Source organism: Bacillus sp. jun7 (assembly GCF_051034795.1).
In the GTDB taxonomy this organism is placed as follows: domain Bacteria; phylum Bacillota; class Bacilli; order Bacillales; family Bacillaceae; genus Bacillus; species Bacillus velezensis.
Genome location: NZ_CP093219.1, coordinates 2,234,523 through 2,257,893, shown reverse-complemented (window position 1 = coordinate 2,257,893; position 23,371 = coordinate 2,234,523). Strand labels below are relative to the sequence as shown.

The following is a 23,371-nucleotide window of genomic DNA, read 5'->3' as shown; positions in this document are numbered from 1 at the left end:
ATAAAGGCAAGTGACATCGGTTAATCCGAAGATAAAAAGGGAGGTAGGCCCCTTGCTAGATGTGAACAATTTTGAGTATATGAACATCGGTCTTGCTTCACCGGATAAAATCCGTTCATGGTCTTTTGGTGAAGTGAAAAAGCCTGAAACGATAAACTATCGTACGTTGAAACCTGAAAAGGACGGCCTGTTCTGCGAACGCATTTTCGGACCGACTAAGGACTGGGAATGTCATTGCGGCAAGTACAAGCGGGTTCGTTATAAAGGCGTAGTTTGTGACCGTTGCGGAGTTGAAGTAACGCGGGCTAAAGTCCGTCGTGAGAGAATGGGGCATATTGAACTGGCTGCCCCGGTTTCTCACATTTGGTATTTCAAAGGTATTCCGAGCCGTATGGGTCTTGTATTGGATATGTCACCGCGTGCGCTGGAAGAAGTTATTTACTTTGCTTCTTACGTCGTAACTGACCCGGCCAATACACCGCTCGAAAAGAAACAGCTTTTATCTGAAAAGGAATACCGTGCGTATCTGGATAAGTACGGAAACAAATTCCAAGCCTCTATGGGTGCGGAAGCCATTAATAAACTTCTGCAGGACATCGACCTTGTCAAAGAAGTTGATATGTTAAAAGAAGAGCTGAAGACTTCTCAAGGACAGCGCCGTACACGTGCGATCAAACGCCTTGAAGTGCTTGAAGCCTTCCGTAATTCAGGAAACAAGCCGTCTTGGATGATCCTCGACGTGCTTCCGGTTATTCCGCCTGAATTAAGACCGATGGTTCAGCTTGACGGCGGACGTTTCGCAACGTCTGACCTGAACGACCTTTACCGTCGTGTCATCAACCGTAATAACCGTTTAAAACGTCTGTTAGACCTCGGCGCGCCAAGCATCATCGTTCAGAACGAAAAACGTATGCTTCAGGAAGCAGTCGACGCTCTGATTGACAACGGACGCCGCGGCCGTCCGGTTACCGGACCGGGTAACCGTCCGCTTAAATCTCTTTCTCATATGCTGAAAGGGAAACAAGGGCGTTTCCGTCAGAACCTTCTCGGTAAACGTGTAGACTACTCAGGCCGTTCCGTTATCGTCGTAGGCCCGCACCTGAAAATGTATCAGTGCGGTTTGCCGAAGGAAATGGCGCTTGAGCTCTTCAAGCCTTTCGTCATGAAAGAGCTTGTTGAAAAAGGCCTTGCTCACAATATCAAGAGCGCAAAACGCAAAATCGAACGCGTGCAGCCTGAAGTATGGGATGTACTTGAATCTGTCATTAAGGAGCATCCGGTCTTACTGAACCGTGCCCCTACTCTTCACAGATTAGGTATCCAGGCTTTCGAACCGACGCTTGTTGAAGGACGCGCCATCCGTCTTCACCCGTTAGTATGCACAGCTTATAACGCTGACTTTGACGGTGACCAAATGGCGGTTCACGTACCTTTATCAGCTGAGGCTCAAGCTGAGGCGCGCATTCTGATGCTTGCGGCCCAAAACATCTTGAACCCTAAAGATGGTAAACCGGTTGTTACGCCGTCTCAGGATATGGTATTAGGAAACTACTACCTGACGCTTGAGCGCGCTGGAGCAGTCGGCGAGGGTATGGTTTTCAAAAATACGGACGAAGCGCTTCTTGCTTATCAAAACGGTTATGTTCACCTTCATACGAGAGTAGCTGTTGCAGCGAACTCCCTTAAGAATGTGACATTTACTGAAGAACAGCGTTCAAAATTGTTAATTACAACTGTCGGTAAGCTCGTCTTCAATGAAATTCTTCCGGAATCATTCCCTTACATGAATGAACCAACGAAGAGCAACATTGAAGAGAAGACACCTGACCGTTTCTTCTTAGATAAAGGTGCTGACGTAAAAGCTGTGATTGCTGAGCAGCCGATCAACGCACCGTTTAAAAAAGGCATTTTGGGTAAAATCATCGCGGAAATCTTTAAACGATTCCATATCACGGAAACGTCTAAAATGCTTGACCGCATGAAAAACCTCGGTTTCAGATATTCAACGAAAGCCGGCATCACAGTAGGGGTTTCTGATATCGTCGTTCTCGATGATAAACAGGAAATCCTTGAAGAAGCACAAAGCAAAGTGGATAATGTTCTGAAACAGTTCAGACGCGGTTTAATCACCGAAGAAGAACGTTATGAAAGAGTCATTTCAATTTGGAGTTCAGCGAAAGATGTTATCCAAGGCAAACTGATGAAATCATTAGACGAAGTCAACCCGATCTACATGATGAGTGACTCAGGAGCCCGTGGTAACGCATCTAACTTTACACAGCTTGCGGGTATGCGCGGTCTGATGGCCAACCCGGCTGGACGAATCATTGAATTGCCGATTAAATCAAGTTTCCGTGAAGGTCTGACAGTATTGGAGTACTTTATCTCCACTCACGGTGCGCGTAAAGGTCTTGCCGATACCGCCCTTAAAACTGCTGACTCAGGTTACCTTACACGCCGTCTTGTTGATGTTGCGCAGGATGTTATCATTCGTGAAACAGATTGCGGAACAGACCGCGGTATTCTTGCAAAACCGCTCAAAGAAGGCACGGAAATCATCGAGCGTCTGGAAGAGCGTCTGATCGGACGTTTCGCCAGAAAACAGATCAAACATCCTGAAACGGGTGCTGTGCTCATTAACGAAAATGAATTGATCGATGAAGATAAAGCGCTGGAAATCGTTGAAGCCGGAATCGAAGAAGTGTGGATCCGTTCCGCGTTCACATGTAACACTCCTCATGGTGTATGTAAACGATGCTACGGACGAAACCTTGCAACCGGAACTGATGTTGAAGTCGGCGAAGCAGTAGGTATTATCGCCGCTCAATCTATCGGTGAGCCTGGAACACAGTTAACGATGCGTACGTTCCACACAGGCGGGGTTGCCGGAGACGATATCACACAAGGTCTTCCGCGTATCCAAGAGCTTTTCGAAGCGCGTAATCCTAAAGGTCAAGCGACGATTTCTGAGATTGACGGTACAATTGCCGAAATCAATGAAGTCCGCGACAAACAGCAGGAGATTGTTGTTCAGGGCGCTGTTGAGACCCGTTCATACACGGCACCTTACAACTCACGCCTGAAAGTGGCTGAGGGTGATCAGATTACCCGCGGTCAAGTGCTGACAGAAGGTTCAATCGATCCGAAAGAACTTCTTAAAGTCACTGACCTGACGACGGTTCAGGAATATCTTCTGCATGAGGTTCAGAAGGTTTACCGTATGCAGGGGGTTGAAATCGGCGATAAACACGTAGAAGTAATGGTTCGCCAGATGCTTCGCAAAGTCCGTGTAATCGATGCCGGAGATACTGATGTTCTCCCTGGCACATTGCTTGATATTCACCAATTTACAGAAGCGAACAAAAAAGTGCTGCTTGAAGGCAATCGACCTGCTACAGGCCGTCCTGTCCTTCTCGGTATCACGAAAGCTTCACTCGAGACGGATTCATTCTTGTCTGCCGCATCATTCCAGGAAACAACACGCGTTCTTACAGATGCTGCGATTAAAGGCAAGCGCGATGAACTTCTCGGCCTGAAAGAGAATGTTATCATCGGTAAACTGGTTCCTGCCGGTACCGGTATGATGAATTACAGAAAAGTAAAACCTGTTTCAAACGTTCAGCCTTCGGAAGATATGGTTCCGGCTGAATAACAGAAACTGCTGCAGGAAAGGCTGTTTCGACAGCTTTTCCTCAGTATTACAATTATTCTGGCGGGGGACTGCACTAAAAAATGTCATACGTTGTTGACATCCGTCCCGCAGAGTGATAATATAACCAAGGTGCTCGAAATAAAACCTGTTACTTTGGAGGATATGTTTATGTCTTATGATAAAGTATCACAGGCCAAATCAATTATTATTGGTACGAAGCAAACAGTGAAAGCTCTAAAACGAGGTTCAGTGAAGGAAGTCGTCGTGGCAAAAGACGCGGATTCAGTTCTTACGGCTGGCGTTATCCAGCTTGCAAAGAACCAAAATACCGCTGTCTGTATGGTGGATTCCATGAAAAAGCTCGGCAAAGCCTGCGGAATTGAAGTGGGAGCAGCAGCTGTTGCCATTATGTTATAGCGTACTTTTTGTTTTTATATAAGATATCAGTCTTGTGTAAAGACATTGTTTTTTGCCTAATGATGAACCACCTGGGTATGTGGGTTATAAAACGTAATGAAGGGAGGAACACAACATGCCTACAATTAATCAGCTAATTCGCAAGGGACGCGTGAGCAAAGTTGAAAACTCTAAGTCACCTGCACTAAACAAAGGATACAACAGCTTTAAAAAAGAGCACACTAACGTATCTTCTCCACAAAAACGCGGGGTATGTACTCGTGTGGGTACAATGACACCGAAAAAACCGAACTCAGCACTTCGTAAATATGCTCGTGTTCGTTTGACTAACGGAATCGAGGTTACTGCCTACATTCCTGGTATCGGTCACAACCTGCAAGAGCACAGCGTTGTACTGATCCGCGGCGGACGTGTAAAAGACTTACCGGGGGTACGCTACCACATCGTTCGTGGCGCGCTTGATACTGCCGGAGTTGAAAACCGTGCGCAAGGCCGTTCTAAATACGGTACGAAACGTCCTAAAGCAAAGTAATCAAATAATAAATCATTAAAACTATGAAGGGAGGATATTCAGATGCCACGTAAAGGTCCTGTAGCAAAAAGAGATGTTTTACCTGATCCGCTTTACAACTCTAAGCTGGTATCCCGCCTGATCAACAAAATGATGATCGACGGTAAAAAAGGTAAATCTCAAACAATCCTATACAAGTCATTCGATATCATTAAAGAACGCACTGGCAATGATGCAATGGAGGTTTTCGAACAAGCATTGAAAAACATCATGCCTGTACTTGAAGTAAAAGCACGCCGTGTAGGTGGAGCTAACTACCAAGTGCCTGTAGAAGTTCGTCCTGAACGCCGTACAACTCTTGGTCTTCGCTGGTTGGTTAACTATGCGCGTCTTCGCGGAGAAAAAACAATGGAAGAGCGCCTGGCTAACGAAATTCTTGATGCAGCTAACAACACTGGTGCTGCCGTTAAGAAACGTGAAGACACTCACAAGATGGCAGAAGCGAACAAAGCATTTGCTCACTACCGCTGGTAGGATTCATATAATCAAAATAATAATTCCCTAATAAGGAAGGAGAAATTACCCAATGGCAAGAGAGTTCTCCTTAGAAAAAACTCGTAATATCGGGATCATGGCTCACATCGATGCCGGTAAAACGACTACTACAGAACGGATCTTGTTCTACACAGGCCGTATCCACAAAATTGGCGAAACTCACGAAGGTGCTTCGCAAATGGACTGGATGGAGCAGGAACAAGAACGCGGTATCACAATCACTTCTGCAGCAACGACTGCACAGTGGAAAGGTTACCGTGTAAACATCATCGATACACCGGGACACGTAGACTTCACAGTTGAAGTTGAACGTTCACTCCGTGTACTTGATGGTGCGGTTGCCGTACTTGATGCTCAATCAGGTGTTGAGCCTCAGACAGAAACAGTATGGCGCCAAGCAACAACTTACGGAGTACCGCGTGTTGTATTTGTCAACAAAATGGACAAAATCGGCGCAGACTTCCTTTACTCTGTAGGCACTTTAAGAGACCGTCTTCAAGCTAACGCTCACGCAATTCAATTGCCGATCGGCGCTGAAGACAACTTCGAAGGTATCATCGACTTAGTAGAAAACGTTGCGTATTTCTACGAAGATGACCTTGGAACTCGTTCAGATGCGAAAGAAATCCCTGAAGAGTACAAAGAGCAAGCTGAAGAGCTTCGCAGCAGCCTGATTGAAGCTGTAGCTGAGCTTGATGAAGAGCTTATGGAAAAGTACCTTGAAGGTGAAGAAATCACTATCCCTGAACTGAAAGCTGCTATCCGTAAAGGTACACTGAATGTTGAATTCTACCCTGTACTTGTTGGTTCTGCTTTCAAAAACAAAGGTGTTCAGCTTGTACTTGATGCTGTTCTTGACTACCTTCCTGCGCCAACTGATGTTGCTGCAATCAAAGGTGTACGTCCTGACACAGATGAAGAGATCGTTCGTCATTCTTCTGATGAAGAGCCGTTCTCTGCACTTGCATTTAAAGTTATGACTGACCCTTATGTCGGTAAGCTGACATTCTTCCGCGTATATTCCGGTACACTTGATTCCGGTTCATATGTAAAGAACTCTACAAAAGGCAAGCGTGAGCGCGTAGGACGTATCCTTCAAATGCACGCTAACAGCCGTGAAGAGATCTCTACTGTTTACGCTGGAGACATCGCAGCTGCTGTAGGTCTAAAAGATACTTCTACTGGAGATACTCTATGTGATGAAAAGGATCTTGTAATCCTTGAATCAATGGAATTCCCAGAGCCTGTTATCGACGTAGCGATTGAGCCTAAATCAAAAGCTGACCAAGATAAAATGGGTATCGCTTTAGCGAAACTTGCTGAAGAAGATCCTACATTCCGTACACAAACAAACCCTGAAACGGGTCAAACAATCATCTCTGGTATGGGTGAGCTTCACCTTGATATCATTGTTGATCGTATGAAGCGTGAGTTCAAAGTTGAAGCTAACGTTGGTGCTCCTCAAGTTGCGTACCGTGAGACATTCCGTACCGGTGCAAAAGTTGAAGGTAAATTCGTACGTCAATCAGGCGGACGCGGTCAGTTCGGTCACGTTTGGATCGAATTTGAACCGAACGAAGAAGGCGCTGGCTTTGAATTCGAAAACGCAATCGTCGGTGGTGTTGTTCCTCGTGAATACATCCCAGCCGTACAAGCAGGTCTTGAAGACTCTCTTGAAAATGGTGTCCTAGCCGGATTCCCGCTAATCGACATCAAGGCGAAACTTTTTGATGGATCTTACCATGATGTTGACTCAAACGAAATGGCGTTTAAAGTCGCTGCTTCTATGGCATTGAAAAATGCAGTCAGCAAATGTAACCCAGTTCTTCTTGAACCAATCATGAAAGTTGAAGTTGTTATTCCTGAAGAATACATGGGAGACATCATGGGTGATGTTACTTCTCGTCGCGGACGCGTAGAAGGTATGGAAGCTCGCGGTAACGCTCAAGTTGTGCGTGCGATGGTACCTCTTGCTGAAATGTTCGGTTACGCTACTGCCCTTCGTTCTAACACGCAAGGACGCGGTACGTTCACAATGTTCATGGATCACTACGAAGAAGTGCCGAAGAGCATCGCTGAAGAAATTATCAAAAAAAATAAAGGCGAATAATTGATTTTGCCACTTAACTCAAGTATAACTACTATTGTAAGATGAGGAAGTGAGAGCTTGCTTTCACTTTCTATCACTCTATACATTACTAATTAAAAGCTCTTAAGGAGGATTTTAGAATGGCTAAAGAAAAATTCGACCGTTCCAAATCACATGCCAATATCGGTACAATTGGACACGTTGACCATGGTAAAACAACATTAACTGCTGCTATCTCAACAGTACTTCATAAGAAATCTGGTAAAGGTACAGCTATGGCGTACGATCAAATTGATGGTGCTCCAGAAGAACGTGAGCGCGGTATCACAATCTCTACTGCACACGTTGAGTACGAAACTGACACTCGTCACTATGCACACGTTGACTGCCCAGGACACGCTGACTATGTTAAAAACATGATCACTGGTGCTGCGCAAATGGACGGAGCTATCCTTGTAGTATCTGCTGCTGATGGCCCAATGCCGCAAACTCGTGAGCACATCCTTCTTTCTAAAAACGTTGGTGTACCATACATCGTAGTATTCCTTAACAAATGCGACATGGTAGACGACGAAGAGCTTCTTGAGCTTGTTGAAATGGAAGTTCGCGATCTTCTTAGCGAATACGACTTCCCTGGTGATGATGTACCAGTTGTTAAAGGTTCTGCTCTTAAAGCTCTTGAAGGCGATGCTGAGTACGAAGAAAAAATTCTTGAACTTATGGCTGCAGTTGATGAGTACATCCCAACTCCAGAACGCGACACTGAAAAACCATTCATGATGCCAGTTGAGGACGTATTCTCAATCACTGGTCGTGGTACAGTTGCTACTGGCCGTGTAGAACGCGGACAAGTTAAAGTCGGTGACGAAGTTGAAATCATCGGTCTTCAAGAAGAAAACAGCAAAACAACTGTTACAGGTGTTGAAATGTTCCGTAAGCTTCTTGACTACGCTGAAGCTGGAGACAACATCGGTGCACTTCTTCGCGGTGTAGCTCGTGAAGACATCCAACGTGGACAAGTACTTGCTAAACCAGGTACAATCACTCCACACAGCAAATTCAAAGCTGAAGTTTACGTTCTTTCTAAAGAAGAGGGTGGACGTCATACTCCATTCTTCTCTAACTACCGTCCTCAGTTCTACTTCCGTACAACTGACGTAACTGGTATCATCAATCTTCCAGAAGGCGTAGAAATGGTTATGCCTGGAGATAACACTGAAATGATCGTTGAACTTATCTCTACAATCGCTATCGAAGAAGGAACTCGTTTCTCTATTCGTGAAGGCGGACGTACAGTTGGTTCAGGCGTTGTTTCTACAATCACTGAGTAATCGACTCGTTCATTAATGCGGGGTCCCTTATGGGGCCTCGTTTTTTTGTTTCCCCGCTGATTCCATGTATAATAGAACGTATACAAATTTTAGGAGAAGACCGATGGACGATAACTTCAAGAAAACCAATCGTATTTCAATGCTTCAGCAATTGCTGATTAATGGCAGTGAACAAACCATTATGATTAATGGTGATGACAGGAGTAATCCGCTGCTTTTGTTTTTGCACGGCGGTCCCGGCACGCCTCAAATCGGCTATGCGAGAAAATACCAGAATAAGCTGGAAAAGCATTTCACCGTTGTGAACTGGGATCAGAGAGGGGCGGGTCTCTCTTATTCAAAGGAAATTCCGGGTTCATCTATGACTTTGGATCAGCTGACAGCTGACACCATTCAGCTGACCGAACGCTTATGCGAGCAATTCAGCAGGCAAAAAATATATATCGCCGGCTATTCGTGGGGCTCAGTTCTGGCGCTTCATGTTCTTCAAGAGAAACCTGATTTGTATTATGCGTATATCGGTATCAGTCAGGTGGTTAATATTCAAAAGGAAGAAACGGAAGCTTACCGGCTGATGATGGAATGGAGCAGGCAACACAAACATATCCTGCTGGAAAAGACGCTGAGCTTTATCGGAGCACCTCCATGGGAGAAAATGCTGCAGCGAACGTTGTTTCTGCTTTGTATCGAGATGAGGGGAGGGGGCTTTACCCATCATCCGATCGGCGCTCTTAAAGCAGGGGGGCGAATGCTGTTTGGTGAACCGTACGGTGTGAGAGGGAGCTTCTTAGCCGCGCGGGGACAAATGTTCAGCCTGAAACACCTGTGGGAGGATCTCATTTCCTTTGATGCAGGGGAATCAGTTTCTTCTATTGTAATACCGTGCTGTTTTATGTCAGGGAGATACGATTTGACGGTTCCGGGGACGACTTCTTATGAATATTATCAGAAGGTTGATGCGCCGTATAAAGAATGGCATTGGTTTGAGAACTCAGCCCATTCGCCTCACTTGGAGGAACCGGATCGCTTTGCCGAAGTTCATCGTTCCATCTCTGAAAGAAAACAGTCATATCCTTGATTAATCATGGTATCACCTGTATAATAATCAAAGTGTGAAAACCACAAGGTTCTTTAAATAAACCTTGCAACATGCGTCTATTTTCTGTATAATAGTGTATGTTGGTCTTTGACTGCGATGAAGTGAGAGGTTGCTGACACACCCGGCCGCTTTGCCATGGCAAGGTGATCAGGTTTTTCTCACGGAGAACTGTCTAACGTGATGTAGGCGAAAAGGAGGGAAAATAATGGCAAAACAAAAAATTCGTATTCGTTTAAAAGCATATGATCATAGAATCCTTGATCAATCTGCAGAGAAGATTGTTGAAACGGCAAAACGTTCTGGTGCCAGCGTATCTGGTCCGATTCCGTTGCCAACTGAAAAATCAGTTTACACAATCCTTCGTGCGGTGCACAAATACAAAGATTCTCGTGAGCAATTTGAAATGCGTACACATAAACGTTTAATCGACATTGTGAACCCAACACCACAAACTGTTGATGCTCTCATGCGATTAGACTTACCATCTGGTGTCGATATCGAAATCAAACTTTAATTCTAAAATATAGAATGATCTTAATAGGAGGTGTGACGAATGACCAAAGGAATCTTAGGAAGAAAAATTGGTATGACGCAAGTATTCGCAGAGAACGGTGATCTTATCCCGGTAACTGTTATTGAAGCAGCTCCAAACGTTGTTCTTCAAAAGAAAACAGCTGAAAATGATGGCTATGAAGCGATCCAGCTTGGTTTTGACGATAAGCGCGAAAAGCTTTCAAACAAACCGGAAAAAGGACACGTTGCAAAAGCGGAAACTGCTCCTAAGCGCTTCGTTAAAGAATTACGCGGCGTGGATATGGATGCGTATGAAATTGGTCAGGAAGTCAAGGTTGAAATTTTCTCTGCAGGAGAAATCGTAGATGTAACAGGAGTATCTAAAGGTAAAGGTTTCCAAGGTGCAATCAAGCGCCACGGACAATCTCGCGGACCTATGTCTCACGGTTCACGCTACCACCGTCGTCCTGGTTCAATGGGACCTGTAGATCCTAACCGTGTATTCAAAGGTAAACTATTACCTGGACGCATGGGCGGAGATCAAATCACTGTCCAAAACCTTGAAGTCGTAAAAGTAGATGCTGAGCGCAATCTTCTTTTGATTAAAGGTAACGTACCTGGTGCGAGAAAAGCTTTAATCACTGTTAAAAGTGCTGTTAAATCTAAATAAGTCTCTTAGGAAAGGAGGAAATTGATCATGCCAAAAGTAGCATTATACAACCAAAACGGTTCTACTGCTGGTGATATCGAATTAAACGCTTCTGTATTTGGAATTGAGCCAAATGAGAGCGTAGTATTCGACGCTATTCTTATGCAAAGAGCTTCCTTACGTCAAGGATCTCACAAAGTAAAAAATCGTTCTGAAGTACGCGGCGGAGGTCGCAAACCATGGCGTCAAAAAGGTACAGGTCGTGCCCGTCAAGGTTCAATCCGTTCACCGCAATGGCGCGGAGGTGGTGTCGTATTCGGCCCAACACCACGCAGCTATTCTTACAAATTACCTAAAAAAGTTCGCCGCTTGGCAATCAAATCAGTATTGTCTTCTAAAGTGAACGACAACAACATTATTGTTCTTGAAGATCTTACTCTTGATACGGTTAAAACAAAAGAAATGGCAGCTGTCCTTAAAGGATTATCTGTTGAGAAAAAAGCTTTAATCGTAACTGCGGATGCAAACGAAGCAGTATCTCTTTCTGCACGCAACATCCCTGGAGTTACAGTTGTTCAAGCTAACGGAATCAACGTGTTAGACGTTGTCAACCACGAGAAGCTTCTGATTACAAAAGCTGCGGTTGAAAAAGTAGAGGAGGTGCTTGCATAATGAAAGATCCTCGTGATGTTCTTAAGCGCCCCGTCATTACTGAACGTTCTGCTGATTTAATGACTGAAAAGAAATATACTTTTGAAGTTGATGTAAGAGCTAATAAAACAGAAGTGAAAGATGCAGTTGAAAGTATCTTTGGAGTGAAAGTTGACAAAGTCAACATCATGAACTACAAAGGGAAATCAAAACGTGTCGGCCGCTATACTGGTATGACTAGCCGTCGCAGAAAAGCGATCGTAAAACTTACTGCAGACAGCAAAGAAATCGAAATTTTTGAAGCTTAATTATCTGTAAAAAGAAGGAGGGAAATTCAAAATGGCGATTAAAAAGTATAAACCGACCTCTAACGGACGTCGTGGCATGACAACTTCAGATTTTGCTGAAATCACGACTGACCAGCCGGAAAAATCCTTGCTTGCGCCCCTTCACAAAAAAGGCGGACGTAACAACCAAGGTAAATTGACTGTACGTCACCAAGGTGGCGGACACAAACGCCAATACCGTGTTATCGACTTCAAACGCGATAAAGATGGTATACCTGGACGCGTTGCTACAGTTGAGTACGATCCAAACCGTTCAGCTAACATTGCACTAATCAACTATGTAGACGGAGAAAAACGTTACATTCTTGCACCAAAAGGAATTCAAGTAGGTACTGAAATCATGTCCGGCCCTGAAGCTGACATCAAAGTAGGTAACGCACTTCCGCTTATCAACATCCCTGTTGGTACAGTTGTGCATAACATTGAATTAAAACCTGGTAAAGGCGGACAGCTTGTACGTTCAGCTGGTACATCTGCTCAGGTTCTTGGTAAAGAAGGCAAATACGTTCTTGTACGTCTTAACTCTGGTGAAGTTCGCATGATCCTTTCTGCTTGCCGCGCTTCTATCGGTCAAGTAGGTAACGAGCAGCACGAACTTATCAACGTTGGTAAAGCAGGACGCTCTCGCTGGAAAGGCATCCGCCCTACAGTCCGCGGTTCTGTAATGAACCCTAACGATCACCCGCACGGTGGTGGTGAAGGTCGCGCGCCAATCGGACGTAAATCACCAATGTCTCCTTGGGGCAAACCGACTCTTGGATTCAAGACACGTAAGAAAAAGAACAAATCTGATAAATTTATCGTACGTCGTCGTAAAAATAAATAACGGGGTTGTCTACGGTTCATTTCGGACCGTAGTGCAATCACGAAGGGAGGTTCCAAAATGGCTCGCAGCTTGAAAAAAGGACCATTTGTCGATGGACACTTGATGACAAAAATCGAGAAATTAAATGAAACGGACAAGAAACAAGTTGTAAAAACTTGGTCTCGCCGTTCAACTATTTTCCCACAATTTATCGGTCACACTATCGCAGTATATGACGGACGTAAACACGTGCCTGTATTCATTTCTGAAGACATGGTAGGCCACAAGTTGGGCGAATTCGCACCGACTCGTACTTACAAAGGCCACGCCAGTGACGATAAAAAAACAAGACGCTAAGAGAGGAGGCTTTTAAATGCAAGCTAAAGCTGTTGCAAGAACAGTCCGTATTGCTCCTCGTAAAGCACGTCTAGTAATGGACCTGATTCGAGGTAAGCAAGTAGGCGAAGCAGTATCTATCTTGAACCTAACTCCGAGAGCTGCTTCTCCGATCATCGAAAAAGTTTTAAAATCTGCTATCGCAAATGCTGAGCACAACTACGAGATGGACGCTAACAATCTGGTTATTTCTCAGGCATTTGTTGACGAAGGCCCAACGTTAAAAAGATTCCGCCCGCGTGCTATGGGACGTGCGAGCCAAATCAACAAACGTACGAGCCACATTACAATCGTTGTATCAGAAAAGAAGGAGGGATAAGTAGTGGGTCAAAAGGTAAATCCAGTCGGTCTTCGTATCGGAGTCATTCGTGATTGGGAATCTAAGTGGTACGCTGGTAAAGATTACGCTGACTTCCTGCACGAAGATTTAAAAATTCGTGAATTCATTAGCAAACGCCTTTCTGACGCTTCTGTTTCTAAAGTAGAAATCGAGCGTGCAGCAAACCGCGTTAACATTACGATCCACACTGCTAAGCCTGGTATGGTAATCGGTAAAGGCGGATCTGAAGTTGAAGCACTTCGTAAAGCCCTTAACAGCCTTACTGGCAAGCGTGTACACATTAACATTCTTGAAATCAAAAGAGCAGATCTTGATGCTCAGCTTGTAGCTGACAACATCGCTCGTCAACTAGAAAACCGTATTTCTTTCCGCCGTGCGCAGAAACAACAAATCCAACGCACTATGCGTGCTGGAGCACAAGGTGTGAAAACAATGGTTTCCGGCCGTCTTGGCGGAGCTGATATCGCTCGTTCTGAATACTACAGTGAAGGAACTGTTCCATTGCACACTTTACGTGCTGACATCGACTATGCAACATCTGAAGCTGACACAACTTACGGTAAGCTTGGTGTAAAAGTCTGGATCTATCGTGGAGAGGTTCTTCCTACTAAGAAGAAAACTGAGGAAGGAGGAAAATAATATGTTATTACCAAAACGCGTTAAATATCGCAGAGAGCATCGCGGAAAAATGCGCGGTCGCGCTAAAGGCGGTACTGAAGTACATTTTGGTGAGTACGGTATCCAGGCTCTTGAAGCTTCTTGGATCACGAACCGCCAAATCGAAGCTGCACGTATTGCGATGACTCGTTACATGAAACGTGGCGGTAAAGTTTGGATTAAAATTTTCCCTTCAAAACCTTACACTGCTAAACCGCTTGAGGTACGGATGGGTTCCGGTAAAGGGGCTCCTGAAGGCTGGGTAGCTGTTGTAAAACCGGGCAAAGTTTTATTTGAAATTTCTGGTGTGTCTGAAGAGGTAGCTCGTGAAGCTCTTCGTCTTGCATCTCACAAATTGCCAATTAAAACGAAGTTCGTAAAACGTGAAGAAATTGGTGGTGAATCAAATGAAAGCTAATGAAATTCGTGACCTTACCACTGCTGAAATTGAACAAAAAGTAAAGTCTCTTAAAGAAGAACTTTTCAATCTTCGCTTTCAATTAGCGACAGGACAACTTGAAAATACTGCTCGCATTCGTGAAGTGCGCAAAGCTATCGCGCGCATGAAAACTGTGATTCGTGAAAGAGAAATTGCTGCCAACAAATAATCACTGAGGGGAGGTCGTGAGCATGAGCGAACGTAACCAACGCAAAGTTTACCAAGGCCGTGTTGTTTCTGACAAAATGGATAAAACCATCACTGTTGTTGTTGAAACATACAAAAAGGATCCTATTTACGGTAAACGCGTAAAATACTCAAAGAAATTCAAAGCACATGATGAAAATAACCAAGCTAAAATCGGAGACATCGTAAAGATCATGGAAACTCGTCCATTATCTGCAACTAAGCGTTTTCGTCTAGTAGAAGTTGTCGAAGAAGCTGTTATTATCTAATAAAGTTCGGAATTCTTTTTCCGAAGGGAGGTAACAAATAATGATTCAACAAGAGACTCGTTTAAAAGTTGCTGACAACTCCGGTGCGCGTGAGGTACTTACTATTAAAGTTCTTGGCGGTTCTGGACGTAAAACGGCTAACATTGGTGATGTAATTGTTTGCACGGTTAAACAAGCAACACCAGGAGGCGTTGTCAAAAAAGGTGAAGTCGTAAGAGCTGTTATCGTTCGCACAAAAAGCGGAGCACGCAGAACTGACGGATCATACATCAGCTTCGATGAGAATGCATGTGTTATCATCCGTGACGACAAGAGCCCGCGTGGAACTCGTATCTTCGGACCGGTTGCCCGTGAATTACGTGAAAACAACTTCATGAAAATTGTTTCTCTGGCTCCAGAAGTTATCTAATGAAATAAATGCCTTACTCAAGGAGGTGCGATCAGGATGCATGTGAAAAAAGGCGATAAAGTAATGGTTATCTCTGGTAAAGATAAAGGCAAACAAGGTACGATCCTTGCTGCTTTCCCTAAAAAGGACCGCGTTCTAGTTGAGGGCGTAAACATGGTGAAGAAGCACTCTAAACCAACTCAAGCAAACCCTCAAGGCGGTATTTCTAATCAAGAGGCGCCAATTCATGTATCAAACGTTATGCCGCTCGATCCTAAAACAGGTGAAGTGACTCGCGTAGGATACAAAGTGGAAGATGGCAAAAAAGTTCGTGTTGCAAAAAAATCTGGGCAAGTCTTAGATAAATAGTATTTAAAGGAAGGGAGGTCTATCTCATGAACCGCCTTAAAGAAAAGTACAATAAAGAAATTTCACCTGCTTTAATGACGAAGTTCAACTACGACTCTGTTATGCAGGTGCCAAAAATCGAAAAAATCGTAATCAACATGGGTGTCGGTGATGCTGTTCAAAACGCAAAAGCAATCGACAGTGCTGTTGAAGAATTAACGTTTATCGCAGGTCAAAAACCTGTCGTTACTCGTGCGAAGAAATCAATTGCTGGATTCCGTCTTCGTGAGGGAATGCCTATCGGTGCGAAAGTAACTCTTCGCGGAGAGCGCATGTATGATTTCCTTGATAAACTTATTTCTGTATCTTTACCGCGTGTACGTGACTTCCGCGGGATTTCTAAGAAATCTTTCGACGGTCGCGGAAACTACACTCTTGGTATCAAAGAACAGTTAATCTTCCCTGAAATTGACTACGATAAAGTAACAAAGGTTCGCGGAATGGACATCGTTATCGTAACGACTGCTAACTCTGACGAAGAGGCTCGTGAGCTATTAACTCAAGTAGGTATGCCGTTCCAGAAATAATCAATGAAAGGGAGGCGAAATCGTGGCTAAAAAGTCAATGATTGCGAAACAACAACGTACACCAAAGTTTAAAGTGCAAGAGTACACTCGCTGTGAACGCTGCGGACGTCCGCACTCAGTCATTCGTAAATTTAAACTTTGCCGTATTTGTTTCCGTGAGCTTGCATATAAAGGACAAATTCCTGGCGTGAAAAAAGCCAGCTGGTAATCCCCAAGAATGGGAAGGAGGTAATTATATAATGGTTATGACAGATCCAATTGCAGATATGCTGACTCGTATTCGCAATGCAAACATGGTACGTCATGAGAAGCTTGAAATTCCTGCTTCTAAATTGAAAAGAGAAATTGCTGACATTTTAAAGCGTGAAGGTTTCATTCGTGACGTTGAGTTCGTAGAAGACAGCAAACAAGGTATCATCCGCGTTTTCTTGAAATACGGACAAAACAACGAGCGCGTTATCACTGGTCTTAAAAGAATCAGCAAACCAGGTTTGCGTGTATACGCTAAATCAAATGAAGTACCTCGCGTACTTAACGGTCTTGGAATCGCGATTATTTCTACATCACAAGGTGTTTTAACGGACAAAGAAGCCCGTGCAAAACAAGCTGGTGGAGAAGTTCTAGCATACGTTTGGTAAGAAGTTTAACAAGAATGGAGGTGTTTTAGTATGTCTCGTGTAGGGAAAAAACTGCTTGAGATCCCTTCTGGAGTTACAGTAACGCTGAACGAAGGCAACACTGTAGCTGTAAAAGGACCAAAAGGAGAATTAACTCGTACTTTCCATCCTGATATGGAAATCAAAATTGAGGACAACGTGCTTACAGTTACTCGTCCTTCTGATCACAAAGAGCACCGTGCGCTGCATGGTACGACTCGCAGTCTGCTTGGAAACATGGTTGAAGGCGTATCTAAAGGATTTGAAAGAGGTTTGGAATTAGTCGGTGTCGGTTATCGTGCGGCTAAATCCGGAAACAAACTTGTTTTAAACGTTGGATACTCTCACCCTGTTGAGATCGTTCCTGAAGAGGGCATCGAAATCGAAGTTCCTTCTCAAACTAAAGTAGTTGTAAAAGGTACAGACAAAGAGCGTGTAGGAGCTATCGCTGCTAACATCCGCGCTGTACGTTCTCCAGAGCCTTACAAAGGTAAAGGAATCCGCTACGAAGGTGAAGTTGTTCGCCGTAAAGAAGGTAAATCTGCTAAGTAAGACCGCTTAAAGTGAAGAAAGGAGTGACCTAAGGATGATTACGAAAACTAGCAAAAATGCTGCTCGTCAAAAAAGACATGCCCGTGTTCGTGCTAAACTTTCAGGCACAGCTGAAAGACCTCGTCTGAATGTGTTCCGTTCAAACAAACACATTTATGCTCAAATCATCGATGATGTAAATGGTGTTACACTTGCTAGTGCCTCTACTCTCGATAAAGATTTGAACGTGGAAAGCACTGGTGACAGCGCTGCTGCTGCTAAAGTCGGTGAACTCGTTGCGAAACGCGCTTCTGAGAAAGGTGTTTCTGACGTAGTATTTGACCGCGGCGGATACTTATACCATGGACGTGTAAAAGCTCTGGCCGATGCAGCTCGTGAAGCCGGACTGAAATTTTAATAAAAAAAGGAGGGACACATGATTATGCGTCGTATTGACCCAAGCAAATTAGAGTTAGAAGAACGCTTAGTTACGGTTAACCGCGTAGCGAAAGTTGTTAAAGGTGGTCGTCGTTTCCGTTTCGCAGCTCTAGTCGTTGTCGGTGACAAAAACGGTCACGTAGGTTTCGGTACTGGTAAAGCACAAGAAGTACCTGAAGCAATCCGCAAAGCTGTTGAAGATGCGAAAAAGAATTTGATTGAAGTACCAATGGTTGGAACTACGATTCCACACGAAATCATCGGACGTTTCGGTGCAGGCAATATCTTGTTGAAACCTGCTTCTGAAGGTACTGGAGTTATCGCTGGAGGCCCTGTACGTGCGGTACTTGAGCTTGCTGGCGTTGCTGATATCCTTTCTAAGTCTTTAGGTTCTAACACACCGATCAACATGATCCGTGCAACACTTCAAGGTTTAAGTGAGCTTAAACGTGCCGAAGACGTTGCGAAGCTTCGTGGAAAATCTGTAGAAGAACTGTTAGGATAAGGAGGGAACATTAATGGCTAAATTAGAAATTACCCTCAAACGCAGTGTAATCGGTCGCCCGGAAGATCAGCGCGTTACTGTAAGAACACTTGGTTTAAAGAAAACAAACCAAACTGTCGTTCATGAAGATAACGCTGCGATCCGCGGTATGATTAATAAAGTTTCTCATCTAGTTTCTGTTAAAGAACAATAAAAATAAATTATAGGCTAAGGAGGTGTCCTAATGAAACTTCATGAATTAAAGCCTTCAGAAGGTTCACGTAAAGTACGCAATCGCGTAGGTCGTGGTATTGGTTCTGGTAACGGTAAAACAGCTGGTAAAGGTCACAAAGGTCAAAACGCTCGTTCTGGCGGCGGTGTACGCCCTGGATTCGAGGGGGGACAAATGCCTTTATTCCAACGTCTTCCTAAGCGCGGTTTTACAAACATCAACCGTAAGGAATACGCTATTGTGAACGTAGACAAATTGAACGGTTTTGCGGAAGGAACGGAAGTCACTCCTGAACTTCTTCTTGAGACTGGTGTTATTAGCAAACTTAATGCAGGAGTAAAGATTCTTGGCAACGGTAAATTAGAGAAAAAATTAACTGTAAAAGCCAATAAATTCTCTGCTTCTGCGAAAGAAGCTGTTGAAGCTGCTGGCGGTACAGCTGAGGTGATCTAACTTGTTTAAGACAATCTCCAACTTTATGCGTGTGAGTGATATTCGGAATAAAATCATTTTTACATTACTCATGCTTATCGTCTTTCGCATAGGTGCGTTTATCCCTGTGCCATATGTAAATGCTCAGGCGTTGCAGACACAAAGTTCGATGGGGGTTTTTGATCTCCTTAACACATTTGGCGGCGGTGCGCTTTATCAGTTCTCCATTTTTGCGATGGGAATTACGCCTTACATCACTGCTTCGATCATCATTCAGCTGCTTCAGATGGATGTTGTGCCGAAGTTTACCGAGTGGTCTAAGCAAGGTGAAGTCGGCCGCCGTAAATTAGCTCAGTTCACGAGATATTTTACGATTGTGCTTGGTTTTATCCAGGCATTAGGTATGTCTTACGGGTTTAACAACCTGGCAAACGGTATGCTGATTGAAAAATCCGGCATATCGACATATCTGATTATTGCTTTAGTACTCACTGGAGGAACTGCTTTTTTAATGTGGCTGGGAGAACAAATTACTTCCAATGGAGTAGGTAACGGAATTTCGATCATCATCTTCGCGGGGATTGTGGCTAGTATTCCGAAAACTGTTGGGCAGATTTATGAGACTCAATTTGTCGGCAGCAGCGATCAGCTGTTTATTCATATTGTAAAAATCGCTTTACTGGTGATTGCGATTTTGGCCGTTATTGTTGGTGTTATTTTCATTCAGCAGGCCGTACGCAAAATCGCGATTCAATATGCAAAAGGGCAAGGTCGTTCACCTGTTGGCGGAGGCCAGTCAACTCACCTTCCGCTTAAAGTGAATCCGGCAGGGGTTATTCCGGTAATCTTTGCGGTTGCGTTCCTTATTACGCCGCGTACTATCGCGTCATTTTTCGGAGAAAACGATGTGACAAAGTGGATTCAAGCCAACTTTGACAATACACATCCGGTGGGCATGACGGTTTATGTCGCATTAATTATCGCCTTTACGTACTTCTATGCTTTTGTGCAGGTAAACCCTGAACAAATGGCTGATAACCTTAAAAAACAGGGTGGCTATATCCCGGGGGTTCGTCCAGGGAAAATGACTCAAGATAGAATTACGAGCATTTTGTATCGACTTACGTTTGTGGGTTCTATATTCTTAGCCGTGATTTCCATTCTTCCTATCTTTTTCATTCAATTCGCTGGATTGCCTCAAAGTGCACAGATTGGCGGAACATCATTGTTAATTGTCGTCGGGGTAGCCTTGGAGACAATGAAGCAGCTGGAGAGCCAGTTAGTGAAACGTAATTACCGAGGATTTATGAAAAATTAGAGGACTGGTTTTAACCATTCCTCTAAATAAGAGAGGACGGGGGAAATCCGAATGAACTTAGTCTTAATGGGACTTCCTGGAGCCGGTAAAGGCACACAGGGAGAACGAATTGTTGAGGATTATGGGATACCTCATATCTCAACGGGAGATATGTTCCGTGCTGCTATGAAAGAAGAAACACCACTCGGGCTCGAAGCAAAGTCTTATATTGATAAAGGCGAGCTCGTACCGGACGAAGTCACAATCGGCATTGTCAAAGAAAGACTCGGCAAAGATGATTGTGAAAGAGGTTTTCTTCTGGACGGATTTCCGCGAACAGTCGCTCAGGCTGAAGCTCTTGAAAACATTCTTGAGGAATACGGCAAGCCGATTGATTATGTCATTAACATTAAAGTAGACAAAGACTCTTTAATGGAACGTTTGACTGGACGCAGAATTTGCAGTGTTTGCGGCACAACCTATCATTTGGTTTTCAATCCGCCGAAAACGCCGGGTGTTTGTGATAAAGACGGAGGAGACCTTTATCAACGGGCAGATGATAATGAGGAAACCGTCTCAAAACGGCTTGAGGTCAACATGAAGCAGACTCAGCCTTTACTCGATTTTTATTCTGAGAAAGGGTATCTTGTCAACGTCAATGGCCAGCAGGACATTAACGACGTGTACAAAGATGTGAAAGAGCTTCTTGGAGGATTGAGCAAATGATTATCTGTAAGACCCCTCGTGAGCTTAGCATCATGCGGGAAGCAGGGCGAATCGTGGCTTTGACTCATGAAGAGATGAAAAAGCACATTAAACCAGGAATCTCGACAAAAGAATTGGATCAAATTGCCGAACGTTTTATTGAGAAGCAGGGTGCAATCCCATCTTTTAAGGGGTATAATGGGTTTCGCGGGAGCATCTGTGTATCAGTTAATGAAGAACTCGTTCACGGAATTCCCGGTAAAAGGGTTTTGCGTGACGGTGACATTATCAGCATTGATATCGGTGCTAAATTAAATGGTTATCATGGTGACTCTGCTTGGACATATCCGGTAGGAAACATCAGTGATGATGATAAACGACTGCTGGAAGTGACAGAGGAGTCTTTATATAAAGGCTTGAAGGAAGCAAAACCAGGTGAACGTTTGTCGAATATTTCCCACGCAATACAAACGTATGTCGAAAAGGAGCAGTTTTCAGTTGTTAGGGAGTATGTCGGACATGGTGTTGGTCAAGACTTGCATGAGGATCCGCAAATTCCTCATTACGGTCCGCCAAACAAAGGACCTAGGCTGAAGCCTGGTATGGTTCTCGCTATAGAACCGATGGTTAACGCTGGCAGCCGATATGTGAAAACATTGGCTGATAACTGGACGGTTGTAACGGTAGATGGGAAAAAGTGTGCTCATTTTGAACATACGATTGCGATTACGGAAACGGGTTTTGATATACTGACAAAAGTCTAGATGATGAAATGAATTCCATGACACATGTTTTTCATTCCGCACTTGGGCAGATTGTAGGTTTACAATTGGTCGGAAGAAAAACCGGCTAGCTGCTGTCATCGGAATGAAGACTCATCATCGTGTACTAAAGCAGACGGAGAAAAGCGTACATTTCATTCTCCTTAGAAAAAGAATATCAATCATTCACCCTTTATGATTGCGTATCTCCGGAAGTTCAGAACAGTATAAACGAAACAGGGCGTGTGACAAACGGATAACTGAGATTTTCTCTTTTGAAATTTGTCAGAGAGCAAGTTACTGATTTGAAGAAGGGAGAACACTTGAATGGCGAAAGACGATGTAATTGAAGTGGAAGGTACGATTGTCGAAACACTGCCAAACGCGATGTTCAAAGTTGAACTCGAAAATGGCCATACGGTTTTGGCTCACGTATCTGGTAAAATCCGCATGCACTTCATTCGCATTTTACCTGGAGACAAAGTTACGGTAGAATTATCTCCATATGACTTAACTCGTGGCAGGATTACGTACCGTTACAAATAAAGCACTCCGGAAACTGAAGGAGGTTGGAAACACATGAAAGTGAGACCATCAGTTAAACCAATCTGCGAGAAATGTAAAGTTATTCGCAGAAAAGGAAAAGTAATGGTGATCTGTGAAAATCCAAAGCATAAACAAAAACAAGGATAATTAATAAGGAGGTGCCCAGAGAATGGCTCGTATTGCTGGTGTAGATATCCCACGTGACAAACGTGTTGTTATTTCTTTAACATATGTCTTCGGAATTGGCCGCACAACGGCTCAGCAAGTCTTGAAAGAGGCTGGTGTTTCTGAAGATACTCGTGTGCGTGATCTTACTGAAGAAGAACTTGGTAAAATCCGTGATGTTATTGACAAACTGAAAGTAGAAGGTGACCTTCGCCGTGAAGTTTCTCTTAACATCAAGCGTCTGATCGAAATCGGAAGCTACCGCGGAATCCGCCATCGCAGAGGTTTGCCTGTTCGCGGACAAAACTCTAAAAACAATGCGCGTACTCGTAAAGGTCCGCGTCGTACTGTAGCTAACAAGAAAAAATAAGTAAGGGAGGTACCTAAACAATGGCTGCTGCTCGTAAACAAAACACGCGTAAACGTCGCGTGAAAAAGAATATTGAGTCAGGAATCGCTCATATTCGTTCAACTTTCAACAACACGATCGTTACGATCACTGATACTCATGGTAATGCTATTTCTTGGTCAAGTGCCGGAGCTCTAGGATTCAGAGGTTCTCGTAAATCGACTCCTTTTGCTGCGCAAATGGCTGCTGAAACAGCTGCTAAAGGTTCAATCGAACACGGACTTAAAACTCTTGAAGTAACTGTTAAAGGACCAGGTTCTGGCCGTGAAGCTGCAATCCGTGCTTTACAAGCTGCCGGACTTGAAGTTACAGCTATCAGAGACGTAACTCCTGTTCCTCATAATGGATGCCGTCCACCAAAACGTCGCCGCGTGTAATTTGTTTGTATAGATTTTGTGTCCCTGTCAATAATGGGTTATGATACAGTTATTTATGAAACGAATGCACCGACTCGTTGCCTGAGCACATACGGGACTAAACAATGGG

Annotated in this window: 35 protein-coding genes and 1 pseudogene; all 36 read left to right on the top strand. The window is 44.1% G+C overall.

The genetic code is table 11. The features are described 5' to 3' along the window. Window positions 1–52 precede the first annotated feature (52 nt). The 36 genes and pseudogenes from rpoC to rpsK all read left to right on the top strand — a co-directional run bounded on the left by rpoC (window position 53) and on the right by rpsK (window position 23,262). Window positions 53–3,652 carry a DNA-directed RNA polymerase subunit beta' gene (rpoC, locus tag MJQ52_RS10865; RefSeq protein WP_007410398.1) on the top strand — a complete coding sequence of 1,200 codons (3,600 nt, stop codon included), beginning with the start codon at window positions 53–55 and terminating at the stop codon, window positions 3,650–3,652. A 168-nt stretch (window positions 3,653–3,820) separates the two neighbouring features. After that, window positions 3,821–4,069, top strand: coding sequence for a 50S ribosomal protein L7ae-like protein (locus MJQ52_RS10860; RefSeq protein WP_003156443.1), 249 nt, complete (start codon window positions 3,821–3,823; stop codon window positions 4,067–4,069). A 115-nt stretch (window positions 4,070–4,184) separates the two neighbouring features. After that, complete coding sequence (gene rpsL / locus MJQ52_RS10855; RefSeq protein ID WP_003156445.1) at window positions 4,185–4,601, top strand: 30S ribosomal protein S12; 417 nt, start codon at window positions 4,185–4,187, stop codon at window positions 4,599–4,601. Between the two features lie 42 nt (window positions 4,602–4,643). After that, entirely contained in the window at window positions 4,644–5,114 is a 471-nt protein-coding gene (gene rpsG, locus MJQ52_RS10850) for a 30S ribosomal protein S7 (protein ID WP_003156447.1), read from the top strand. A gap of 52 nt (window positions 5,115–5,166) precedes the next feature. Next, window positions 5,167–7,245: an elongation factor G gene (gene fusA, locus MJQ52_RS10845; RefSeq protein WP_007410399.1), complete on the top strand. Its 2,079-nt coding sequence runs from the start codon at window positions 5,167–5,169 to the stop codon at window positions 7,243–7,245. Between the two features lie 119 nt (window positions 7,246–7,364). Continuing rightward, window positions 7,365–8,555 (top strand): elongation factor Tu, encoded by a 1,191-nt coding sequence (gene tuf / locus MJQ52_RS10840; protein WP_003156451.1) that lies wholly within the window; start codon window positions 7,365–7,367, stop codon window positions 8,553–8,555. 103 nt (window positions 8,556–8,658) lie between these two features. After that, the gene (locus MJQ52_RS10835) at window positions 8,659–9,633 is read left to right on the top strand and encodes an alpha/beta fold hydrolase (RefSeq protein WP_434181816.1); all 975 of its coding nucleotides are present in this window, start codon (window positions 8,659–8,661) and stop codon (window positions 9,631–9,633) included. 226 nt (window positions 9,634–9,859) lie between these two features. Then, complete coding sequence (gene rpsJ, locus MJQ52_RS10830) at window positions 9,860–10,168, top strand: 30S ribosomal protein S10 (RefSeq protein WP_003156464.1); 309 nt, start codon at window positions 9,860–9,862, stop codon at window positions 10,166–10,168. Window positions 10,169–10,207: 39 nt separating this feature from the next. Then, window positions 10,208–10,837: a 50S ribosomal protein L3 gene (gene rplC, locus MJQ52_RS10825; protein ID WP_003156465.1), complete on the top strand. Its 630-nt coding sequence runs from the start codon at window positions 10,208–10,210 to the stop codon at window positions 10,835–10,837. 27 nt (window positions 10,838–10,864) lie between these two features. Beyond that, a complete protein-coding gene (gene rplD, locus MJQ52_RS10820) occupies window positions 10,865–11,488 on the top strand; it encodes a 50S ribosomal protein L4 (protein ID WP_003156466.1) in 624 nt (207 codons plus the stop codon). Beyond that, entirely contained in the window at window positions 11,488–11,775 is a 288-nt protein-coding gene (rplW, locus tag MJQ52_RS10815) for a 50S ribosomal protein L23 (protein ID WP_003156467.1), read from the top strand. Before rplD ends, rplW begins: the two co-directional genes overlap by 1 nt. A 31-nt stretch (window positions 11,776–11,806) precedes the next feature. After that, a complete protein-coding gene (gene rplB / locus MJQ52_RS10810; RefSeq protein WP_003156470.1) occupies window positions 11,807–12,640 on the top strand; it encodes a 50S ribosomal protein L2 in 834 nt (277 codons plus the stop codon). Between the two features lie 57 nt (window positions 12,641–12,697). Further along, window positions 12,698–12,976, top strand: a complete 279-nt coding sequence (rpsS, locus tag MJQ52_RS10805) for a 30S ribosomal protein S19 (RefSeq protein ID WP_003156472.1) — start codon at window positions 12,698–12,700, stop codon at window positions 12,974–12,976. 16 nt (window positions 12,977–12,992) lie between these two features. Then, complete coding sequence (gene rplV, locus MJQ52_RS10800; RefSeq protein WP_003156475.1) at window positions 12,993–13,334, top strand: 50S ribosomal protein L22; 342 nt, start codon at window positions 12,993–12,995, stop codon at window positions 13,332–13,334. Between the two features lie 3 nt (window positions 13,335–13,337). Then, window positions 13,338–13,994, top strand: coding sequence for a 30S ribosomal protein S3 (rpsC, locus tag MJQ52_RS10795; protein WP_003156476.1), 657 nt, complete (start codon window positions 13,338–13,340; stop codon window positions 13,992–13,994). 1 nt (window position 13,995) lies between these two features. Beyond that, a complete protein-coding gene (rplP, locus tag MJQ52_RS10790) occupies window positions 13,996–14,430 on the top strand; it encodes a 50S ribosomal protein L16 (protein WP_003156478.1) in 435 nt (144 codons plus the stop codon). Next, the gene (rpmC, locus tag MJQ52_RS10785) at window positions 14,420–14,620 is read left to right on the top strand and encodes a 50S ribosomal protein L29 (RefSeq protein WP_003156482.1); all 201 of its coding nucleotides are present in this window, start codon (window positions 14,420–14,422) and stop codon (window positions 14,618–14,620) included. Before rplP ends, rpmC begins: the two co-directional genes overlap by 11 nt. Before the next feature lie 22 nt (window positions 14,621–14,642). After that, window positions 14,643–14,906, top strand: a complete 264-nt coding sequence (rpsQ, locus tag MJQ52_RS10780; protein WP_003156484.1) for a 30S ribosomal protein S17 — start codon at window positions 14,643–14,645, stop codon at window positions 14,904–14,906. Between the two features lie 40 nt (window positions 14,907–14,946). Next, window positions 14,947–15,315 carry a 50S ribosomal protein L14 gene (rplN, locus tag MJQ52_RS10775; protein ID WP_007410404.1) on the top strand — a complete coding sequence of 123 codons (369 nt, stop codon included), beginning with the start codon at window positions 14,947–14,949 and terminating at the stop codon, window positions 15,313–15,315. A 36-nt stretch (window positions 15,316–15,351) separates the two neighbouring features. Beyond that, window positions 15,352–15,663, top strand: a complete 312-nt coding sequence (gene rplX / locus MJQ52_RS10770; protein WP_003156486.1) for a 50S ribosomal protein L24 — start codon at window positions 15,352–15,354, stop codon at window positions 15,661–15,663. 26 nt (window positions 15,664–15,689) lie between these two features. After that, window positions 15,690–16,229 (top strand): 50S ribosomal protein L5, encoded by a 540-nt coding sequence (rplE, locus tag MJQ52_RS10765; protein WP_003156487.1) that lies wholly within the window; start codon window positions 15,690–15,692, stop codon window positions 16,227–16,229. Window positions 16,230–16,251: 22 nt separating this feature from the next. Further along, the gene (gene rpsN, locus MJQ52_RS10760) at window positions 16,252–16,437 is read left to right on the top strand and encodes a 30S ribosomal protein S14 (protein WP_003156488.1); all 186 of its coding nucleotides are present in this window, start codon (window positions 16,252–16,254) and stop codon (window positions 16,435–16,437) included. Between the two features lie 31 nt (window positions 16,438–16,468). Continuing rightward, window positions 16,469–16,867 (top strand): 30S ribosomal protein S8, encoded by a 399-nt coding sequence (gene rpsH, locus MJQ52_RS10755; RefSeq protein WP_003156489.1) that lies wholly within the window; start codon window positions 16,469–16,471, stop codon window positions 16,865–16,867. Between the two features lie 30 nt (window positions 16,868–16,897). Beyond that, entirely contained in the window at window positions 16,898–17,437 is a 540-nt protein-coding gene (gene rplF / locus MJQ52_RS10750) for a 50S ribosomal protein L6 (protein WP_003156490.1), read from the top strand. 34 nt (window positions 17,438–17,471) lie between these two features. Next, window positions 17,472–17,834 (top strand): 50S ribosomal protein L18, encoded by a 363-nt coding sequence (gene rplR, locus MJQ52_RS10745; RefSeq protein WP_003156492.1) that lies wholly within the window; start codon window positions 17,472–17,474, stop codon window positions 17,832–17,834. Between the two features lie 24 nt (window positions 17,835–17,858). Beyond that, window positions 17,859–18,359 (top strand): 30S ribosomal protein S5, encoded by a 501-nt coding sequence (gene rpsE, locus MJQ52_RS10740; RefSeq protein WP_003328273.1) that lies wholly within the window; start codon window positions 17,859–17,861, stop codon window positions 18,357–18,359. Between the two features lie 13 nt (window positions 18,360–18,372). After that, complete coding sequence (gene rpmD / locus MJQ52_RS10735) at window positions 18,373–18,552, top strand: 50S ribosomal protein L30 (protein WP_003156497.1); 180 nt, start codon at window positions 18,373–18,375, stop codon at window positions 18,550–18,552. 30 nt (window positions 18,553–18,582) lie between these two features. Further along, window positions 18,583–19,023 (top strand): 50S ribosomal protein L15, encoded by a 441-nt coding sequence (rplO, locus tag MJQ52_RS10730; RefSeq protein WP_003156499.1) that lies wholly within the window; start codon window positions 18,583–18,585, stop codon window positions 19,021–19,023. A 1-nt stretch (window position 19,024) separates the two neighbouring features. Further along, window positions 19,025–20,320: a preprotein translocase subunit SecY gene (gene secY, locus MJQ52_RS10725; RefSeq protein WP_003156501.1), complete on the top strand. Its 1,296-nt coding sequence runs from the start codon at window positions 19,025–19,027 to the stop codon at window positions 20,318–20,320. Window positions 20,321–20,371: 51 nt separating this feature from the next. After that, the gene (locus tag MJQ52_RS10720; protein ID WP_007410407.1) at window positions 20,372–21,025 is read left to right on the top strand and encodes an adenylate kinase; all 654 of its coding nucleotides are present in this window, start codon (window positions 20,372–20,374) and stop codon (window positions 21,023–21,025) included. Continuing rightward, window positions 21,022–21,768, top strand: a complete 747-nt coding sequence (gene map / locus MJQ52_RS10715; protein WP_094247298.1) for a type I methionyl aminopeptidase — start codon at window positions 21,022–21,024, stop codon at window positions 21,766–21,768. Before MJQ52_RS10720 ends, map begins: the two co-directional genes overlap by 4 nt. A gap of 64 nt (window positions 21,769–21,832) precedes the next feature. After that, window positions 21,833–22,115 (top strand): annotated as a pseudogene (locus tag MJQ52_RS10710) (KOW domain-containing RNA-binding protein). Beyond that, on the top strand, window positions 22,093–22,311 hold the full coding sequence (gene infA / locus MJQ52_RS10705) for a translation initiation factor IF-1 (protein WP_003156508.1): 219 nt from the start codon (window positions 22,093–22,095) through the stop codon (window positions 22,309–22,311). Before MJQ52_RS10710 ends, infA begins: the two are co-directional and overlap by 23 nt. Before the next feature lie 33 nt (window positions 22,312–22,344). Continuing rightward, window positions 22,345–22,458, top strand: a complete 114-nt coding sequence (rpmJ, locus tag MJQ52_RS10700; RefSeq protein ID WP_003156543.1) for a 50S ribosomal protein L36 — start codon at window positions 22,345–22,347, stop codon at window positions 22,456–22,458. 22 nt (window positions 22,459–22,480) lie between these two features. Beyond that, the gene (gene rpsM / locus MJQ52_RS10695) at window positions 22,481–22,846 is read left to right on the top strand and encodes a 30S ribosomal protein S13 (RefSeq protein ID WP_003156545.1); all 366 of its coding nucleotides are present in this window, start codon (window positions 22,481–22,483) and stop codon (window positions 22,844–22,846) included. A gap of 20 nt (window positions 22,847–22,866) precedes the next feature. Next, window positions 22,867–23,262, top strand: coding sequence for a 30S ribosomal protein S11 (gene rpsK / locus MJQ52_RS10690; RefSeq protein WP_003156547.1), 396 nt, complete (start codon window positions 22,867–22,869; stop codon window positions 23,260–23,262). Window positions 23,263–23,371 lie beyond the last annotated feature (109 nt).

Excerpts from the sequence above, each read along its gene's own strand:
- rpsM (WP_003156545.1), top strand. The coding sequence starts at position 22,481 with ATGGCTCGTATTGCTGGTGTAGATATCCCACGTGACAAACGTGTTGTT.
- rplB (WP_003156470.1), top strand. The coding sequence starts at position 11,807 with ATGGCGATTAAAAAGTATAAACCGACCTCTAACGGACGTCGTGGCATG.
- map (WP_094247298.1), top strand. The coding sequence starts at position 21,022 with ATGATTATCTGTAAGACCCCTCGTGAGCTTAGCATCATGCGGGAAGCA.
- rpmC (WP_003156482.1), top strand. The coding sequence starts at position 14,420 with ATGAAAGCTAATGAAATTCGTGACCTTACCACTGCTGAAATTGAACAA.
- MJQ52_RS10860 (WP_003156443.1), top strand. The coding sequence starts at position 3,821 with ATGTCTTATGATAAAGTATCACAGGCCAAATCAATTATTATTGGTACG.
- rpsL (WP_003156445.1), top strand. The coding sequence starts at position 4,185 with ATGCCTACAATTAATCAGCTAATTCGCAAGGGACGCGTGAGCAAAGTT.
- rplX (WP_003156486.1), top strand. The coding sequence starts at position 15,352 with ATGCATGTGAAAAAAGGCGATAAAGTAATGGTTATCTCTGGTAAAGAT.
- rpsJ (WP_003156464.1), top strand. The coding sequence starts at position 9,860 with ATGGCAAAACAAAAAATTCGTATTCGTTTAAAAGCATATGATCATAGA.
- rpsG (WP_003156447.1), top strand. The coding sequence starts at position 4,644 with ATGCCACGTAAAGGTCCTGTAGCAAAAAGAGATGTTTTACCTGATCCG.
- rpsQ (WP_003156484.1), top strand. The coding sequence starts at position 14,643 with ATGAGCGAACGTAACCAACGCAAAGTTTACCAAGGCCGTGTTGTTTCT.
- rpmJ (WP_003156543.1), top strand. The coding sequence starts at position 22,345 with ATGAAAGTGAGACCATCAGTTAAACCAATCTGCGAGAAATGTAAAGTT.
- infA (WP_003156508.1), top strand. The coding sequence starts at position 22,093 with ATGGCGAAAGACGATGTAATTGAAGTGGAAGGTACGATTGTCGAAACA.
- rpsS (WP_003156472.1), top strand. The coding sequence starts at position 12,698 with ATGGCTCGCAGCTTGAAAAAAGGACCATTTGTCGATGGACACTTGATG.
- rplF (WP_003156490.1), top strand. The coding sequence starts at position 16,898 with ATGTCTCGTGTAGGGAAAAAACTGCTTGAGATCCCTTCTGGAGTTACA.
- rplN (WP_007410404.1), top strand. The coding sequence starts at position 14,947 with ATGATTCAACAAGAGACTCGTTTAAAAGTTGCTGACAACTCCGGTGCG.
- fusA (WP_007410399.1), top strand. The coding sequence starts at position 5,167 with ATGGCAAGAGAGTTCTCCTTAGAAAAAACTCGTAATATCGGGATCATG.
- tuf (WP_003156451.1), top strand. The coding sequence starts at position 7,365 with ATGGCTAAAGAAAAATTCGACCGTTCCAAATCACATGCCAATATCGGT.
- rplO (WP_003156499.1), top strand. The coding sequence starts at position 18,583 with ATGAAACTTCATGAATTAAAGCCTTCAGAAGGTTCACGTAAAGTACGC.
- rpmD (WP_003156497.1), top strand. The coding sequence starts at position 18,373 with ATGGCTAAATTAGAAATTACCCTCAAACGCAGTGTAATCGGTCGCCCG.
- rpsH (WP_003156489.1), top strand. The coding sequence starts at position 16,469 with ATGGTTATGACAGATCCAATTGCAGATATGCTGACTCGTATTCGCAAT.
- rplR (WP_003156492.1), top strand. The coding sequence starts at position 17,472 with ATGATTACGAAAACTAGCAAAAATGCTGCTCGTCAAAAAAGACATGCC.
- rpsE (WP_003328273.1), top strand. The coding sequence starts at position 17,859 with ATGCGTCGTATTGACCCAAGCAAATTAGAGTTAGAAGAACGCTTAGTT.
- rplV (WP_003156475.1), top strand. The coding sequence starts at position 12,993 with ATGCAAGCTAAAGCTGTTGCAAGAACAGTCCGTATTGCTCCTCGTAAA.
- rpsK (WP_003156547.1), top strand. The coding sequence starts at position 22,867 with ATGGCTGCTGCTCGTAAACAAAACACGCGTAAACGTCGCGTGAAAAAG.
- rplD (WP_003156466.1), top strand. The coding sequence starts at position 10,865 with ATGCCAAAAGTAGCATTATACAACCAAAACGGTTCTACTGCTGGTGAT.
- rplW (WP_003156467.1), top strand. The coding sequence starts at position 11,488 with ATGAAAGATCCTCGTGATGTTCTTAAGCGCCCCGTCATTACTGAACGT.
- MJQ52_RS10835 (WP_434181816.1), top strand. The coding sequence starts at position 8,659 with ATGGACGATAACTTCAAGAAAACCAATCGTATTTCAATGCTTCAGCAA.
- MJQ52_RS10720 (WP_007410407.1), top strand. The coding sequence starts at position 20,372 with ATGAACTTAGTCTTAATGGGACTTCCTGGAGCCGGTAAAGGCACACAG.
- rplE (WP_003156487.1), top strand. The coding sequence starts at position 15,690 with ATGAACCGCCTTAAAGAAAAGTACAATAAAGAAATTTCACCTGCTTTA.
- rplC (WP_003156465.1), top strand. The coding sequence starts at position 10,208 with ATGACCAAAGGAATCTTAGGAAGAAAAATTGGTATGACGCAAGTATTC.
- rplP (WP_003156478.1), top strand. The coding sequence starts at position 13,996 with ATGTTATTACCAAAACGCGTTAAATATCGCAGAGAGCATCGCGGAAAA.